Raw genomic sequence first — 15,429 nt, 5'->3', positions numbered from 1 at the left:
ATGTCGCAGCCCCAAGCCGGAGGCCGCTTTTGCTCGACATACATCAAATTACGCTTCGCGGAACCGATATCCGACTCCGTAAAGGGTTTCGATCATCTCGAAGTCGTCGTCGACAGCCTTGAATTTCTTGCGCAGCCGCTTGATGTGGCTGTCGATCGTGCGGTCATCGACATAGACCTGCTCATCATAGGCCGAATCCATCAGAGCATCACGGCTTTTTACCACACCGGGACGTTGCGCCAGCGAGTGCAGGATCAGGAACTCGGTGACGGTGAGCGTCACCGGTTCGCCCTTCCAGGTGCAGGTATGGCGTTCCTGGTCCATGACGAGCTGGCCGCGCTCGAGCGAGCGGGCCTGCTGGCTCGGCGCTTTTGCCGCGGCCTCGCGGGCGCTGGCCCGCCGCAATACGGCGCGTACCCGCTCGACAAGCAGGCGCTGCGAGAACGGTTTGCGGATGAAGTCGTCGGCGCCCATCTTGAGACCGAACAATTCATCGATCTCGTCGTCCTTGGAGGTCAGGAAGATCACCGGCAGGTCGGATTTCTGGCGCATCCGGCGCAGAAGCTCCATGCCGTCCATGCGCGGCATCTTGATGTCGAGGATGGCGAGATTCGGCGGCCGGGCCGCCAGGCCTTCCAGCGCGGACGCACCATCCGTATAGGTCTCGACACGATACCCCTCGGATTCGAGGGCGATCGACACCGACGTCAGAATGTTGCGGTCGTCATCGACAAGCGCGATTGTTGCCATTTCAAGCGGCTCCCTCATGAGCTGTCCCTTCTGTCGTAGAGAAGGGGCTTTTGCAGGACAAATTAGGTACAAAATGTGGCATAGGCCTTGTCCGCTGTCACGAGCGGCGTGCCGGCGGCCACAATTCTACCTCGACACCGATTGGACGAACGAGCACCGCCAATCCTTTGGGCAACCACCGAACTTTTTGCATATATAAACGATTTAAACAACTTTCAAAATATTTAAATCGATTAAATATTTGATATCATTTGCCTTTTCTGGTTCTGACCATCTAACCTGCTTAGTAGGTGTGCCGGAAATATGCCGGCAAAGATGCGGCAAATCTTGAGAAGGGTCACCAAATGTCGGAATTCGGCAAACGCAATCCTGCCTGCGCGATCGATCGTATCGGTCTGAAAACCTCCGGCACGGTGCGCTATAATTTCGGTGCGGCCGCCCTCTACCAGGAATCGATCCGGCGCGGTGAAGCCCGGCTGACCGCGCATGGCGCGCTTGTCGCCGAGACCGGCCAGCACACCGGTCGCTCTCCCAAGGACAAGTTCGTCGTTCGCGACGGCGCCACCGAACCGCAAGTCTGGTGGGACAACAACAAGGCGATCTCGCCGGCCCAATTCGACGTTTTGCTCGCCGATTTCCAGGCCCATGCCGCGGACAAGGACCTTTACGTGCAGGATCTGGTCGGCGGTGCCGACGCCGAGCTCAACCTGCGCACCAGGGTGATCACGGAATTTGCCTGGCACTCGCTGTTCATCCGCAACCTGCTCATCCGTCCCGACGCGGCCGAACTCGAACAGTTCGTGCCCGGGATGACCATCATCGACCTGCCGTCCTTCCGCGCCGATCCCGCCCGTCACGGCAGCCGCACCGAAACCGTGATTGCCGTCGACCTGACGCGCAAGATCGTGCTGATCGGCGGCACCTCCTACGCCGGCGAGATGAAGAAGTCGGTGTTCACCATGCTCAACTACCTCCTGCCGGAGAAGGGCGTGATGCCGATGCACTGCTCGGCCAATGAGGGACCGGCCGGCGATGCCGCCATCTTCTTCGGCCTGTCGGGCACCGGCAAGACCACGCTGTCGGCCGATCCGTCGCGCACTTTGATCGGCGACGACGAACATGGCTGGGGTCCGCATGGTATCTTCAATTTCGAAGGCGGCTGCTACGCCAAGACCATCAAGCTGTCGGCGGAAGCCGAGCCGGAGATCTTCGCCACCACGCAGCGCTTCGGCACGGTGCTGGAAAACGTCGTGCTCGATGCCGACGCCGTGCCGGACTTCAATGACGGCCGGCTCACCGAAAACACACGCTGCGCCTACCCGCTCGACTTCATCCCCAATGCCTCGAAGACCGGACGCGCCAATCACCCGAAGAACATCATCATGCTGACCGCCGACGCTTTCGGTGTGATGCCGCCGATCGCTCGGCTGACGCCGGCGCAGGCGATGTATCATTTCCTCTCCGGCTACACGGCCAAGGTGGCCGGCACCGAAAAGGGCGTGACCGAGCCCGAAGCGACCTTCTCGACCTGTTTCGGCGCGCCGTTCATGCCGCGCCATCCCTCGGAATACGGCAATCTGCTGCGCGAGTTGATCGCGCGCCATGGCGCCGATTGCTGGCTGGTCAACACCGGCTGGACCGGTGGCGCCCACGGCACCGGCAAGCGCATGCCGATCAAGGCGACGCGCGCGCTGCTCGCCGCCGCCCTCGACGGCTCGCTGAAGGCAGGCGCGTTCCGCACGGATGCCAATTTCGGCTTCGAGGTGCCGATGGCGGTGCCTGGCGTCGACAGCGCCATTCTCGATCCGCGCTCCACCTGGATCGACAAGGCTGCCTACGACCGGCAGGCGGCAAGGCTGGTCGGCATGTTCGCCGTCAACTTCGAGAAATTTGAAAGCCATGTCGATGCAACCGTCATGGGCGCGGCGCCCCGCATGCAGGAAGCCGCCGAATAGGCGCCGGGCAGAACATCGATGTCGGACCGCATGCCGTCAGCCGTCGGTCGAGACGGTGACGGATTTCCACACCTCGATTTCCTGCTGGAGACGTTCGATTCTGTCCGACACGAGCTTGAGGGCATCGCTGCCAAGCAGAAGCTGCGGCGGCGGGTCACTGGATTCGACCAGGCCTAAAACGGCGGCTGCCAGTTTGTCGGGGTCACCGAGCTGCTTGCCGCTCTTTACCTGTCGCGCCTCCCGTATCGGATCAAAAAGTGCGTCATAGTCGGTAATTGATCTCTCTGTGCGGACCATTGATCGCCCAGCCCAGTCCGTCCGGAAGGAGCCGGGGCAGACCGCGGTCACGCGGACGCCGAACGGGGCCATTTCCGAACGCATCACTTCCGATATGCCTTGGAGCGCAAACTTGCTGCCGCAATAGTAAGCGATGCCCGGCATGGTAATCATGCCTCCCATCGACGTGACATTGACGATGAATCCACGACGTCGCTCGCGAAACCGGGGGAGGAAAGCCTTGGCGACGGCGACAGCGCCGAAGACATTCACGTCGAACTGACGCCGCATCTCTTCGATCGGCGACTCTTCAAGCACTCCCTCGTGGCCGTAGCCGGCATTGTTGATCAGCACGTCAATCGGTCCATGTTCGTTCTCCGCCTGCCTGACGACGTCGGGTATGATGTCGAATTCCGTTACGTCGCACAGTACCGGTCGAACTGCGGGGAGAACGTCGGCGAGCGCTGCGCGTGATGTCTCCGAGCGAACGGCGCCAACCACCGTATGGCCGATCCGGATAGCGGCAGAAGCTATGGCCAACCCGAAGCCGGAATTCGCGCCGGTGATAAAGAAGGTTTTCTGTGACATGACCCGCAAGCTTTCCTTGATTGGTGATGGATTGACAAATATTATGAGGAACCCAGCGTTTCGATTGCGGATTCTCTGAACTTGTTGCCAAATCCTATTGCCGCCAAACACGAACGATCCAGACGAGACGAGCTGGTCGAGTTGGCCGGAGCTCTCGCCCCTCGTCACGGCTATAATCCGACCGCGTTCAACCGCGTCCGCATACTCAGGACGGAAGCCGTGCTTCACGACGTCCCGGTCCTCTATAAGCCAGGCGCGGTGTTCGTATTACAGGGGAGCAAGCAAGGCATCCTCGAAAGGGAAATCTACCTCTACGACGAGGAACACTATCTGGCGGTTTCGGTGCCTGTTCCATTCCGCATGAAATCGACGGCCAGTCCGGAGCGACCATTGCTTGCGGTCTATGTTGAGTTCGATATGCAGATGGCAGCCGAGCTCGCCATACAAGCGCAGATGCATGCCGGACCGGCGAGCGGCAGACCGCGAGGTCTCGTTTCAAGCAGGATGGCCCCCGAAATGGAGGATGTCCTGCTGCGCCTTCTTGTGGCGCTTCGCAGCCCCGTTGAAGCTCTCGTCCTTGGTGACGGCATTCTGCGCGAACTGCATTACCGGGTGCTGGTCGGCCCGCAGGGCGGTGCAATGATCGCGGCACTGCAGCAGAAAGGCACGTCCGGAAGGATGATCCAGAGCCTGGCCTGGTTGCGAGAGAACTACAGTTCTGAAATTTCGATCGGCGATCTGGCAAAAGACGTGGGCATGAGCGTTCCTTCCTACCACGTCCATTTCAAGGACCTAACCGGCAACAGTCCAATGCAGTACGTGAAAGCGATACGGCTCCACGAAGCACGATTGATGATTGCACGCCAGAACAAGACGATCGCTGAGGTCGCGGCTTCGGTGGGCTACGCGAGCCCGTCTCAATTCAGCCGCGACTTCAAACGGCATTTCGGGCGCACGGCGTCGGAAGAGACGAAATGGGTCCGTCGCCATCTTGGCGAACTCGCCTGGGCATCGTGATCAGGATCATCATATTTGAGTTAGGGGCTGGGCTTTCGATCGGGCCTTTTCTTTTTCGGTCCGCCGCGCCATGACTGCGGCATGCCGATCGACGACGACATCATCATATCGGGCGAAGCCGTGATCCACCCGGGCGACCTGCACGAGGATTTCATCCGCTCGTCCGGTCCCGGCGGCCAGAACGTCAACAAGGTGGCGACGGCGGTGCAGCTTCGCTTCGACGCGCAGAACGCGGAGGGCCTGTCCGAGCGCGTGCGCGAGCGGACCATAAAACTTGCCGGCCAGCGCGCCACCAAGGACGGTGTCATCGTCATCGAAGCCGGGCGCTTCCGAACCCAAGAACAGAACCGCGCCGATGCGCGGGCGAGGCTCACGGCACTGGTCGCCAAGGCCGCCGAACCACCGCCGCCGCCGCGCAAGAAGACACGGCCGTCGAAAGGCGCGGTTGAGCGACGGCTGAAGAGCAAGGCGGGACGCGGCACGATCAAGAAGCTGCGCGGCCGGGTGGAGAACGATTAAGCACCACACCAGGCGCGTGTACAAAACGGCTTCCCATTTCGCATCGCAGATGCGAGGTTTCCCCATTGCCACAGCAAGGGAGACCTAGAGATGGGTATGTTCGATTTCGTCAAGAGCGTCGGCAAGAAGCTCGGCATCGGCGGCGACGAAGAAGCCGCACCCACCGCCGACACGCTCAAGAAAGAGCTCGATTCACACAAGCTCGGTACCGATGGCGTGCAGGTCGTCGTCCAGGGCGATACGGCGGTGCTGAAGGGTGTGGTCAAGGACCAGTCGATCTTCGAAAAGGCGGTCATTGCCGTCGGCAACACATTGGGCGTCTCCAAGGTGCAGGCTGACGAGTTGCAGGTCGCGCCGGCTTCCGGCACGGCGGCCCCTGCCAAGGAGCCGACCTTCTACACCGTCCAGAAGGGCGATAATCTCTGGAAGATCGCCGAAAAGAGCTATGGCAAGGACCGGGGCGCCAAGAACACGGTCATCTTCGAGGCCAACAAGCCGATGCTGACCCATCCCGACAAGATCTATCCGGGCCAGGTCCTGCGTATTCCCGAGCTTGGCTGAGCCACAGGGCAGAAATCAGTGCGCCGTGCGTCCGAAAGGCCGCGCGGCGTTGCATTACCAGCGGCGCTTAGTCTTATTCGTCAACCGCCATTGGCGAATGGAAAGACGAATTCGGCGCGCGGCATCTGGCAAAAACCACGACGGCTTTCGGGTCGCCGTTTTCGTCCGCTGGTGGCATGCTGGGCTCCGAACCATTCACATGAGCCAAATCCATGCTCGTTCTGCCCAAGGGCGTACGCCACATGCCGGCCCAGCTGTCCCGCGCCGTCCAGGAGGCGCTGGTCGAGGAGGTGAGGAGCATCGTCCAGCAAGCGCCGCTGTTCGTGCCGGCCATGCCGCGGACCGGCAAGGAGATGAGCGTGCGCATGACCAATTGCGGTCCGCTCGGCTGGGTCACCGACAAGGAACGCGGCTATCGCTACCAGCCGACGCATCCGCTGACCAGAGAGCCTTGGCCGCCCATCCCCGACAGCCTGCTCGACCTGTGGCGGCAGGTGTCGGGTTATCCGAATCCGCCAGAGGCCTGCTTGGTCAATTTCTACACGCCTGATGCGAAGATGGGCCTGCATCAGGATCGCGACGAGGCCGATTTCTCGGCGCCCGTCGTCTCTGTCTCTCTGGGTGACGATTGCCTGTTCAGGGTCGGCCAGACAACGCGCGATGGCGCTACCAAATCGTTCAGGCTGAAAAGCGGCGATGTCGTCGTGCTTGGCGGCGAGGGTCGCCTTGCCTTCCATGGCGTCGACCGCATCTACCCTTCGACCTCGGCGCTGCTCAAAAACGGCGGCAGGATCAATCTGACGCTGCGGCGGGTGACGAAGCCCGATGAGGCCTCCAAATAAGCCGATCTTAACGCGCGTCCCCTATCAAGACTGCCAGGTCTTGGAAAACAGCGCAATGGCACCAGTCAACCAGACTGCCCTCTTTCGATCCGATATCCGTTTCGCGGCACTTGTGCTGTGCACCGGGATTCTGATCGGGCTGCGTTATCACCTTGGATTGTGGACATCCGACGAGCGCGGCTTGTCCGTGGTTAGCCACGGAATGCCCTATTGGGACTTCACAAACCTGTGGGCGGGCGGACGCATGGCGCTCGACGGGCATGTCGCGTTCCTGTTCGATATGGACAGCTATCGCGCAACCCTGCGGCGGATGTTTTCGCCAGACCTTCCCAACCAGGAGTGGAGCTACCCGCCCAGCATCCTGATTTTCGGCGCGCCGCTTGCGCTGCTGCCGATATTCCCCGCCTATCTCGTGTGGACCTTGGGCACGGTCTTTTGTCTCTGGCTGGCCCTCCGGCCGCTGCAACTGGGCAAGGCTGCCGAAGCAGCCATCCTCTTTTGTCCGGCCGTACTGATCAACGCGGCCTTCGGCCAGAACGGCGCCCTGACGACGGCCTTGCTCATCGGCGGATTGGCGGCGGTGCCGAAGCGGCCGGTCCTGGCAGGGCTGCTCTTCGGCCTGCTGACGGTAAAACCGCATCTCGGCATACTGGTGCCGTTCTGCTTGCTGGCGAACGGCAACTGGCGCGCCATTGTTGCCGCGGCGCTGTCGTCGTTCGCCCTGTTCGCCCTGACCGGCCTGCTGCTTGGCTCCGAGGTCTGGACGCTGTTCTGGACCGAGACCCGTCCCCTGATGACGGCGATTCTCGAGGCTCCCTACCCGCAGCCCTATCAGTCGAATGCGGCGACCATGTTCTTCCTGGCTCGTGCGTCCGGTCTGGGACTGACTGCGGCCTATGCGCTGCAAGCCATTGCGACGGTCGCGGCGATCGCAACGGCGATCTGGATCTGGTTGCCATGGCGGCGGGTCGAGCATCGCGAACGGGTCGTGCTCACCGCCGTGCTGGCAACGCTGGCGACGCCTTACGGCTACAGCTACGATACGATCGGCCTAGCCGTTGCCGTCGCCTATCTGTTCTCGACGCGCAACGCCATGCCGAGGATTTTTCTGGCACTGATCTGGCTATACCCGGCTATCGCGCATCTGGTGAACAATGCCGGGCTTGGCATCGGCGTGCTGGTACCGCTGTTCCTGTCGGCATGGATGCTTGCCGACATAATAGCCCGCGAGCGCGGGCCCACGGTTGGCGGCACGCCAGGCATCGACATGCCGACGTAGGACGCTTGGTTGCGATACCTATTGGCGAGCTTTGACGTCGGCGCGGATGAGCAGGGTCACCGACCCGTTCTGAAGCAGCGGGCGGTAATCCGCCAAGCTCTTGGCGATTGCGATGTTGTCCCTCAAAGGTATTGGCGCACGCGGCTCCGCCGTCCCGTCGTCGACCACAATGTCGGGCCGTTTCGCGGCAAGTTCGCCGGCGATCGCCGCGGTATATTGCTGGCGCAAGGTCTCCAGATCCAGCCGTTGGGCAGGGTCCTGCGCCAACCGGATGAGGATCTCGGCATCGCTGACCATCCAGGCGGAGGGGTTGCGTGCCACGACACGGGCGCCAGTCATCCGGGCGAGCGGATTGCCGGCCTGCAGCCGCGAGCCGATCGACATGAAGGTTGGATGGTCGACTACGCGGCTGACGGCGACCGCCGCGGCGTCGAGACCGCCGCGTGGCTGAGTGAATGCCAGACCTTGTTGCGCCACGACCAATTTCACGATCGAAAACAGCCCAAGCGCGGCCCCAAACACGGCCGGCAGGGGCAGGCTTCGCAATGGTTTCAACCTGATAGACTGCAGCATCAATGCCAGGACGCCGACTGTCAGGAACGGCAGCGCCTGATACGTCCACCCCTTGCCCATGATGACGAAGGCAGGGACATAGGCCGCTCCAGCCAAAAGCAGTATTTGCGCATCGCGATGGGGCCGACCGGGATAAGCCATCACCAGTGTGGCCCCTGCCATGGCCGCGAACATAGGGATAGGCCATAGCATCAACATGTCCATGACCGGCATCCGCATCGGCAAATAGACTTGACGCAACAAGGGCAGAACCCCGGCGAAGAAAGGCTGCATGAAAACAGCGAGTGCGATCAGATAGCCAACGGTCAGAATACCACCGACCACGCTCTCGGTCGTAAAAAGCGGACGCAGCGAGCGTCGCTGTAGCGCAATCACAAGGGCCGGCAGCGCCAGAGCCAGCACGCTGTAGGGTGGTTTGATCATCACGAAGATACCGGCGCCGACACCGGCAACCATCCGCTCGGCGATGCTGCCGGCACGAAAATCCGCCGTTCGATCACGTGCCGAAAGCAATGCCAGCCACGGCAGCAAGGCGATCACGGCAATCTGCTCGCGCTGGCCGAAATCCGGCGGAAACAGGAACAGCACGACAAACACCGCCGCCGGAATGATCCAGACGCACCGCTTCAGAACCTCGTCGGTCCGTGCAAGAATGCGAGCCGAAAAGCAGACGGAAGCAGCCGCGAGTGCCGCCACGCCCACACTCACCCAAAATTCCGCCGACAGCCCGGTCAGGCGTTCCATGGCGAGAAAAGGCAGATAGAGCCAGGTTGAAAAAGGTGGATTACCCTCGGCGATATCGACGTAAAGGCGTTCGCCGTTGAGGACACGGTCGCCAACCGTCAGCAGCCAGGACACGTCTACATTGCTCGGCACCACGAAGAGCGAGACGACGACCGCATAAATGGTGATCAACAACGTTGCGACAGCCGGCCCGACGAGTCGAAATACAGCCTTGCTGGATTTGAAGCTTGCCAGCTTGCCCTGAGCAACGAGCGGCGCATTCATGCAAATGGGCTTTCATCACCGGCACAACCAGTATCGGTGAGTTTCTAGCAGACAGCAGTTAAGGGTGTTCTAACCTGGCGGTTGAACGCCACTTGACCGCCACAGATTGCACGGCGCGTCGCTATCGGCCTGGATGCTTGCGGGGATCAGGGCCGCGAACGTGGGAACCGGCCGCAGGCGCGCCGATGCGGCGCCGGACCGGCGGAACGCTGATCCTGACCGTGATGTCCAGCATCATCTCTCCCACCGTCGGCGGGCAAGGTATGGTCTGCAAGAAGACCAGGGGCGGCGGTCCCTCTGGCGGCTCGCGGCGGGTCGGTCCGCCGCGCCATGCTTTGCCGCGCCATGCCCTGGCGGGCGGCTCCTGCCGCAGCCGCCGCTCTTGCGTCTCAGCCGCAACTGCTTGGCAAAGCCGCGCGACAGCCAGGCCAGCCTGCCGAAATCGGTTCGCGGCTTGGCCTGCAGCACCGCCGACCAGCGCGAAAGGCCGGTGAGGTCGGCCATGTCAAGCACGCGCGCCAGCACCCTGTTCGGCACCGCCGCGCCAATATCGAGCGCGAGGTAGGAGAGCGCCGCCGCCGCGGCCACGGCAAGGCCACGCCTGGCGACAACGTCGAGGAACACGTCCCAGTCGACATCGCCGGCGCGAATGGCTACAGCGCAATTGACCAGCCAATCGCTGTGCGTGTGAGCGTCGAGCCCGGCATGCGCGATGGCGATCGCGATGCGGTCCGCAGGCGACGGCACCAGCACGCCGACGCCGCTGAATTGGGCCGCCGCTCGCCGCCAGATCGCCTGGTCGTCCTCGTCGCTTTGCTGCGAACCGTCATAGGGCGGATCAAGCCTCGATTTCCAGTGCCGACAGTGGCTTTGAACAGCAGGCCAGGATGAAGCCATCATCGATCTCGTGATCGAGGATGCCGCCATTGTGGCTCATCTCGACGCTGCCGGAGACTTTCTTCACCTTGCAAGTTCCGCACAGGCCGAATTCGCAGGCCGCCGGTATCCGCACGCCCGAAGCACGCGCCGTCTGCAGCACGGTCTGGCCGGCGACACAGTCGGCGTCGACGTCCGAAAGCGCGAAGCGGATCGGCGTTGCGGCTTCGACGGGGACAGCCACACCGTCCTGCGCCGGCGCCGCGAATGGCGCCGGGATTTCCTCAACGGTCGGCGCGGCAAAGCTCTCCTGATGGTACTTTGCCATGTCGAAGCCGGCGGCTTCGAGCATGCCGCGCACGGCGCGCATGAAGGGATCGGGGCCGCAGCAGAAGATTTCGCGTTCGCGGAAATCGGGCGCCAGCAGTGGCAGCCGGATAGCGTCGATGCGGCCCATATGGCCATACCAGCCCTCGCGGCTCGACCGTTCCTCGATCATGAAGCCGAGCGACAGGCCCGGCATGTGGCCGCCGAGCAGCTCCAGCTCCTTGCGGAAGATGATCTCTTCCGGGCGCCGCGCGCAGTTGACGAAGCCGACATCGGTCCATGGTGCGCAGTCGTTCAGCCAGCGCAGCATCGACATCATCGGCGTCACGCCGGAACCGGCCGAGATGAACAGATATTTCGCCGCCGGATGGCTGTGCAGTGAAAAGTCGCCGCCCGGTCCATAGGCCTTGACGTGCGAGCCGGGCGCCAGGTGATCGAACATCCAGCGTGTGCCGATGCTGCCCACCTGCGCCTTCACCGTCACCGCGATCGAGAATGGCCGCGACGGTGACGATGACAGCGTATAGGTGCGCATCAGCGGCCCGTCCGGTGTCGGCAATTCCAGCGTCACGAACTGGCCCGGCTTGTAGCGGAACCAGGTCTGGTTGTCGGAGCGGAAGGTGAAGGTCTTCACGTCGGGCGCCTCGTCGGTGACGCCGGTCACTTCCAGCACCTGCAGCCTGTCGTTCCAGGGCGCCATCTGGTCGAGATGGCGATAGAGGCCGAGGTCCGTCATCGCATTCATCCTCTTGTCCCTTTTGTTCTGCGCATGCCCAAAACCGCCGTCTTTAGCGATATGCCTAGGCAACGCTGCGCAGGGCCGGCCGGCCGCCTTCGGCAAGCCGTGGCCCGATGAAGGACGCGTACCACTCGACGAACTGGGTCACGCCGCCCTCATGGAGCTCCGAATAGGGGCCTGGCTCGTAGGCCGGCGACAGGATGCCGAAGGCGTTTTCCTCGACGATGCGGCGATCCTGGTCGTTGGTCTCGGTCCAGACATGGGTGAGTTCTGCGAGATCGTAATCGACGCCCTCGACCGCATCCTTATGCACCAGCCATTTGGTCGTCACCGCCGTTTCCGTGGCGCTGATCGGCAGCACCCGGAAGGTGACGGCGTGGTCGCCCAGGATGTGGTTCCAGGTCGTCGGATAGTGGTAAAGCAGCAACGAACCGATGCGGTTGGTTGAAACGCTGTCGGAAAGGTTCCTCTCGACCGCGCGCTTTCCCGTCATCGTATAGCTGACGGCATCGCGCAGCAGCGGTGCGCGGGTCGCGCGATACTGGCCGGCCGGATCGATGCGGAACTTGCTCGGCAGGCCGGCCGCTTCGCATTTCGCCCAGTGCGCCAGCATCTCCGGATCGCTGTCGGCGCCTTGCACGCCGGTTACCGTCGGTGCTTCCGGGAAGGTCTTGCAGAGTTCGGGATGATTGCCGGCGCAATGATAGCATTCGCGGTTGTTTTCCCAGACCAGCTTCCAGTTGCCCTTCTCGATGATGGTGCTCTCGAAGGCGACTTTTGCCTCACGCAGCCGGTGCGGCAAAAGGTAGGGCTCGATCATCGCCCGCATCGGCGCGAAGTCGGCTGGCTCCTTGGCCAGGCAGATGAAGACATAGCCGGCGACGCTTTCGCAGGCGACCGGCTTCAGCCCGAACTGGCTCTTGTCGAACCCATCGGCCATCTGGCGGGCGAACAGCAGCCGGCCGTCGAGCTCGTAGGTCCATTGATGATAGGGACAGACCAGCTTGGCGGCCGTGCCCTTGTCGGAATTGCAGACGCGGCTGCCGCGATGGCGGCAGGAATTGTGGAAGGCGTTGATCTTGCCCTGCTGATCGCGCACCAGCACGACCGGATAATCCCCGATCTGCACGGTGATGAAGCTGCCCGGCTTGGGCAATTCGCAATCATGGCCGATGAACAGCCAGTCGCGATACCAGATCAACGCCATGTCCAGCTTGAAGTAGTCCGGGTCGGTGTAAAAGGGCTGTTCCAGCGAAAAGCCTTGTCTGCGGCTGTTCAAGAGCCTCAGCATGTCGTTGCGCGCGTCCATGTCCTGTCCTCAGTTTCAAGGACTGAACTGGTGGTGATTGAGGAAGGACTGGGCGCAGATCGGCGAAAAGCCGGACAAACACCATCCGCCTCTTGACCGCCCACCGCGATCAGTCGAGTTCTAGCGATCTCGGGCTGGTTTCCGGGCTCTGGAGTTGTCCTTGCGGACCATCGCGACACCTTCCCAGGCTTTAGCCCAGTGGTCTCCCGTTGCGACTTGAACTCCACCACCGTTGCGGGGGCAGCGCCGGAATCTGACCGGCTTCCCAATTCTCCGCTCCGTCGTCACGCAGCGGCACCTGAGATGCCTGATCTAATCACGACAGGCTTTGCGACATCGGCACGAAAGCGACATCGCATCCATGCGGCGCGACACGCATGCTGGATCGTCATGACAGGCTTGTAGCCGTTGGAATCGCCTTCTGTCGCCAAGCCGCGCCGGCACCGTCTTCGACCCCTTTGCCGGCAGCAAATAGGTTAACAGTTTCAAAAAGTGACTATTAGAGCAGTCTAAAATCGAACCGAACGGTTCGTTTCTGTTGACGGTGCGTGCAAGACGCTGTGAACGCCGAGCCTCCGACACAGTTGGTGATCAGGATGCTGTTTTAAGGTAACTAGCTGATATCACAAGAGAAAATAAGAGATGCGGAAGGCGCTGGTACAATTTCAAGTAGTGGAGTCATGGTCCACGCTGAACAACTTCGTGATTGGAAACGGCAAGGGTGCTCTCCCACATCGGGGCTGTCCGAACGACGCGATTTAATCCCAAGACACGCCGCTAGATGGACGGAAAAATACTGGAGTGCCAAAAAATGAAAAAGATCATTCTCACTGCCGCCGCCCTTCTGGCTGTTTCCGGCAGCGCCTTCGCTGGTAGCGACAACTACGGTTCGAACGGCGCCAACCAGCCTGCTGCCGCGGTGGACAGCTCGTACACCGCTTCCACCTCCACCAAGACGTCGGAGCCGGGTGCTCAAACGCCTGCTCAGGGCAGCGATCGCAACCTCTTCGGCCGCTAACGGCCTGTCCCCACGGACGGCGGGCTTGCCCGCCGATCCGGTAGAATTCAAGAAATTCAGGAGTGTCTAAAATGAGCAAGATCCTTATTGCCGCCGCCGCCGTTCTGGCCATTTCCGGCAGCGCTTTTGCCAGCGACAACTATGGCTCCAACGGCGCCAACCAGCCTGCCGCCGCGGTGGACAACTCGTACACCGCGTCGGTCGATAAGTCGGCTCCTGCCAGCCAGGAGCCCGTCCAGCACGGCGCCGATCGCAACCTGTTCGGCAACAACTAACATCTCTTCAAGCAAGGACAGCGCGCTCAGCCCGCCCCTTGAATTCGAAAAAATCGGAGTACCAAAATGAAAAAGATTGTTCTTACCGCCGCCGCTCTTCTGATTGCCGCTGGCAGCGCCTATGCCGGCAACGACAACGTTGGCGGCACCGACATCAACAAGCTGGCGACCGTCAACGTCGACACCTCGCATACGGGCTCGATCCGCAAGAGCGAATCGCCCGTCTACAAGCTGCTCAATTCGTCGGGCGACGTACAGAAGTCCGCCCCTCAGGGCGCAGACCGCAACCTCTTCGGCAACAACTAACCCGCCGTGGTAATATACAAAGAGAGCGGCGGGCTTGCCCGCCGCTCTCTTTTTGCGTTGTCGAGACAGCTTGTGGTCTCAGGCGGCTTTTGCTTCCGCTTCCTGCAGGGCGAACGACCGTCCATCCGCATCGAAGATATGAAGATCTCCGGCATTGGCGGTCAGCCGCAGCGTCGAGCCGCGCTTGACCTCGACATTGCCCGGCAACTTGGTCACCAGCGGCAGGTCGGCACGGCCGATGTCGATATAGACCAGCTGAACCTCACCGAGCTGCTCGAGATAATCGACCGTCCCCTCGAACAGATAATCGCTACCACTGGCGATCGCGAGATCTTCCGGCCGCACGCCGAAGCTGACCGCCGCTCCCTTTGCCGAAGCAGGCGTCGCGATCGGTACCGTCGCCTTGCGGCCGCCGACATGACTGACGATGGTCGGATTGCCCGTCTTGTCGACCGTCGCCGGCAGGATATTCATGGCCGGTGAGCCGATGAACTGGGCGACGAAGAGGTTGCCGGGGTTCTTGTAGAGCTCCATCGGCGTGCCGACCTGCTCGATGTGGCCATCCTTCAGCACGACGATGCGGTCGGCCAGCGTCATCGCCTCGACCTGGTCGTGCGTGACATAGATCATAGTCGTGTTGGGCATCGATTCCTTGAGCTTGGCGATCTCGATGCGCGTGGCGACGCGCAGCGCCGCGTCAAGGTTCGACAGCGGTTCGTCGAACAGGAACACTTTCGGATTGCGCACGATGGCTCGGCCGATGGCGACACGCTGGCGCTGGCCGCCCGACATCGCCTTGGGCAGGCGATCGAGATATTTGGTCAACTGCAGGATCTCGGCCGCCTGTCGTACCCGCTTGTCAATCTCGGCCTTGCTTTCCCCACCGATCTTCATCGAGAAGGCCATGTTATCGTAGACGGTCATGTGCGGATAGAGCGCGTAGGACTGGAACACCATGGCGATGCCGCGCTTCGACGGCGGCACGTCGTTGACCACCTGACCGTCGATCCTGAGTTCACCCGAGGTGATTTCCTCAAGCCCGGCGATCGAGCGCAGCAAGGTGGACTTGCCGCAGCCCGACGGGCCGACGAAGACGATGAATTCGCCCGATTTGATGTCGAGGTCGATGCCGTGGAGAATGTTGAGATTGCCGTAGGACTTCTTCACTTGTCTCAAATTGACATCGGCCATTGATTTCCTCCAGTGATTCC

General features: G+C 61.7%; 16 protein-coding genes and 1 riboswitch. Of the genes, 9 read left to right on the top strand and 7 right to left on the bottom strand.

What is annotated here, in order from left to right; all coding sequences use genetic code 11:
* Nucleotides 1–48: 48 nt before the first annotated feature.
* On the bottom strand, nt 49–750 hold the full coding sequence (locus FJ941_RS15505) for a response regulator transcription factor (protein ID WP_010912942.1): 702 nt from the start codon (nt 748–750) through the stop codon (nt 49–51).
* Between the two features lie 344 nt (nt 751–1,094).
* Between FJ941_RS15505 and FJ941_RS15500 the strand changes: the two genes are divergently transcribed.
* Nucleotides 1,095–2,705 carry a phosphoenolpyruvate carboxykinase gene (locus FJ941_RS15500; protein WP_140506839.1) on the top strand — a complete coding sequence of 537 codons (1,611 nt, stop codon included), beginning with the start codon at nt 1,095–1,097 and terminating at the stop codon, nt 2,703–2,705.
* Nucleotides 2,706–2,741: 36 nt separating this feature from the next.
* On the opposite strand, the gene FJ941_RS15495 is transcribed toward FJ941_RS15500, so the two are convergent.
* Complete coding sequence (locus FJ941_RS15495; protein WP_140506837.1) at nt 2,742–3,569, bottom strand: oxidoreductase; 828 nt, start codon at nt 3,567–3,569, stop codon at nt 2,742–2,744.
* A gap of 81 nt (nt 3,570–3,650) precedes the next feature.
* Between FJ941_RS15495 and FJ941_RS15490 the strand changes: the two genes are divergently transcribed.
* The 5 genes from FJ941_RS15490 (at nt 3,651) to FJ941_RS15470 (ending at nt 7,787) form a co-directional block, all read left to right on the top strand.
* On the top strand, nt 3,651–4,586 hold the full coding sequence (locus FJ941_RS15490) for an AraC family transcriptional regulator (protein ID WP_140506835.1): 936 nt from the start codon (nt 3,651–3,653) through the stop codon (nt 4,584–4,586).
* 81 nt (nt 4,587–4,667) lie between these two features.
* Nucleotides 4,668–5,105, top strand: a complete 438-nt coding sequence (gene arfB, locus FJ941_RS15485; protein WP_140506833.1) for an alternative ribosome rescue aminoacyl-tRNA hydrolase ArfB — start codon at nt 4,668–4,670, stop codon at nt 5,103–5,105.
* 90 nt (nt 5,106–5,195) lie between these two features.
* Nucleotides 5,196–5,666, top strand: coding sequence for a peptidoglycan-binding protein LysM (gene lysM, locus FJ941_RS15480; protein WP_140506831.1), 471 nt, complete (start codon nt 5,196–5,198; stop codon nt 5,664–5,666).
* Nucleotides 5,667–5,878: 212 nt separating this feature from the next.
* Nucleotides 5,879–6,508 (top strand): alpha-ketoglutarate-dependent dioxygenase AlkB, encoded by a 630-nt coding sequence (locus FJ941_RS15475; protein ID WP_140506829.1) that lies wholly within the window; start codon nt 5,879–5,881, stop codon nt 6,506–6,508.
* A 55-nt stretch (nt 6,509–6,563) separates the two neighbouring features.
* Nucleotides 6,564–7,787, top strand: coding sequence for a glycosyltransferase family 87 protein (locus tag FJ941_RS15470; RefSeq protein ID WP_181167445.1), 1,224 nt, complete (start codon nt 6,564–6,566; stop codon nt 7,785–7,787).
* An 18-nt stretch (nt 7,788–7,805) separates the two neighbouring features.
* On the opposite strand, the gene FJ941_RS15465 is transcribed toward FJ941_RS15470, so the two are convergent.
* From FJ941_RS15465 to FJ941_RS15450, 4 genes are all read right to left on the bottom strand, one after another.
* On the bottom strand, nt 7,806–9,368 hold the full coding sequence (locus tag FJ941_RS15465; protein ID WP_140506825.1) for a hypothetical protein: 1,563 nt from the start codon (nt 9,366–9,368) through the stop codon (nt 7,806–7,808).
* Between the two features lie 234 nt (nt 9,369–9,602).
* Nucleotides 9,603–10,265: a hypothetical protein gene (locus tag FJ941_RS15460; protein ID WP_246673841.1), complete on the bottom strand. Its 663-nt coding sequence runs from the start codon at nt 10,263–10,265 to the stop codon at nt 9,603–9,605.
* Entirely contained in the window at nt 10,207–11,307 is a 1,101-nt protein-coding gene (locus FJ941_RS15455; RefSeq protein ID WP_140506823.1) for a hybrid-cluster NAD(P)-dependent oxidoreductase, read from the bottom strand. Before FJ941_RS15455 ends, FJ941_RS15460 begins: the two co-directional genes overlap by 59 nt.
* Before the next feature lie 64 nt (nt 11,308–11,371).
* The gene (locus FJ941_RS15450; protein ID WP_140506821.1) at nt 11,372–12,619 is read right to left on the bottom strand and encodes an aromatic ring-hydroxylating dioxygenase subunit alpha; all 1,248 of its coding nucleotides are present in this window, start codon (nt 12,617–12,619) and stop codon (nt 11,372–11,374) included.
* Nucleotides 12,620–12,733: 114 nt separating this feature from the next.
* Nucleotides 12,734–12,936: riboswitch (cobalamin riboswitch) on the bottom strand.
* 494 nt (nt 12,937–13,430) lie between these two features.
* On the opposite strand from FJ941_RS15450, the gene FJ941_RS15445 reads away from it, so the two are divergent.
* From FJ941_RS15445 to FJ941_RS15435, 3 genes are all read left to right on the top strand, one after another.
* Entirely contained in the window at nt 13,431–13,637 is a 207-nt protein-coding gene (locus tag FJ941_RS15445) for a DUF680 domain-containing protein (protein ID WP_140506819.1), read from the top strand.
* A gap of 71 nt (nt 13,638–13,708) precedes the next feature.
* Entirely contained in the window at nt 13,709–13,912 is a 204-nt protein-coding gene (locus tag FJ941_RS15440) for a DUF680 domain-containing protein (protein ID WP_140506817.1), read from the top strand.
* Nucleotides 13,913–13,978: 66 nt separating this feature from the next.
* A complete protein-coding gene (locus tag FJ941_RS15435; protein WP_140506815.1) occupies nt 13,979–14,218 on the top strand; it encodes a DUF680 domain-containing protein in 240 nt (79 codons plus the stop codon).
* A 78-nt stretch (nt 14,219–14,296) separates the two neighbouring features.
* Here FJ941_RS15435 and ugpC read toward each other — a convergent pair whose 3' ends face one another.
* Entirely contained in the window at nt 14,297–15,409 is a 1,113-nt protein-coding gene (ugpC, locus tag FJ941_RS15430) for a sn-glycerol-3-phosphate ABC transporter ATP-binding protein UgpC (RefSeq protein ID WP_140506813.1), read from the bottom strand.
* Nucleotides 15,410–15,429 lie beyond the last annotated feature (20 nt).

The organism is Mesorhizobium sp. B2-3-13, from assembly GCF_006442195.1.
In the GTDB taxonomy this organism is placed as follows: Bacteria; Pseudomonadota; Alphaproteobacteria; order Rhizobiales; family Rhizobiaceae; genus Mesorhizobium; species Mesorhizobium salmacidum.
This window is presented reverse-complemented; position numbering and strand designations above follow the sequence as displayed.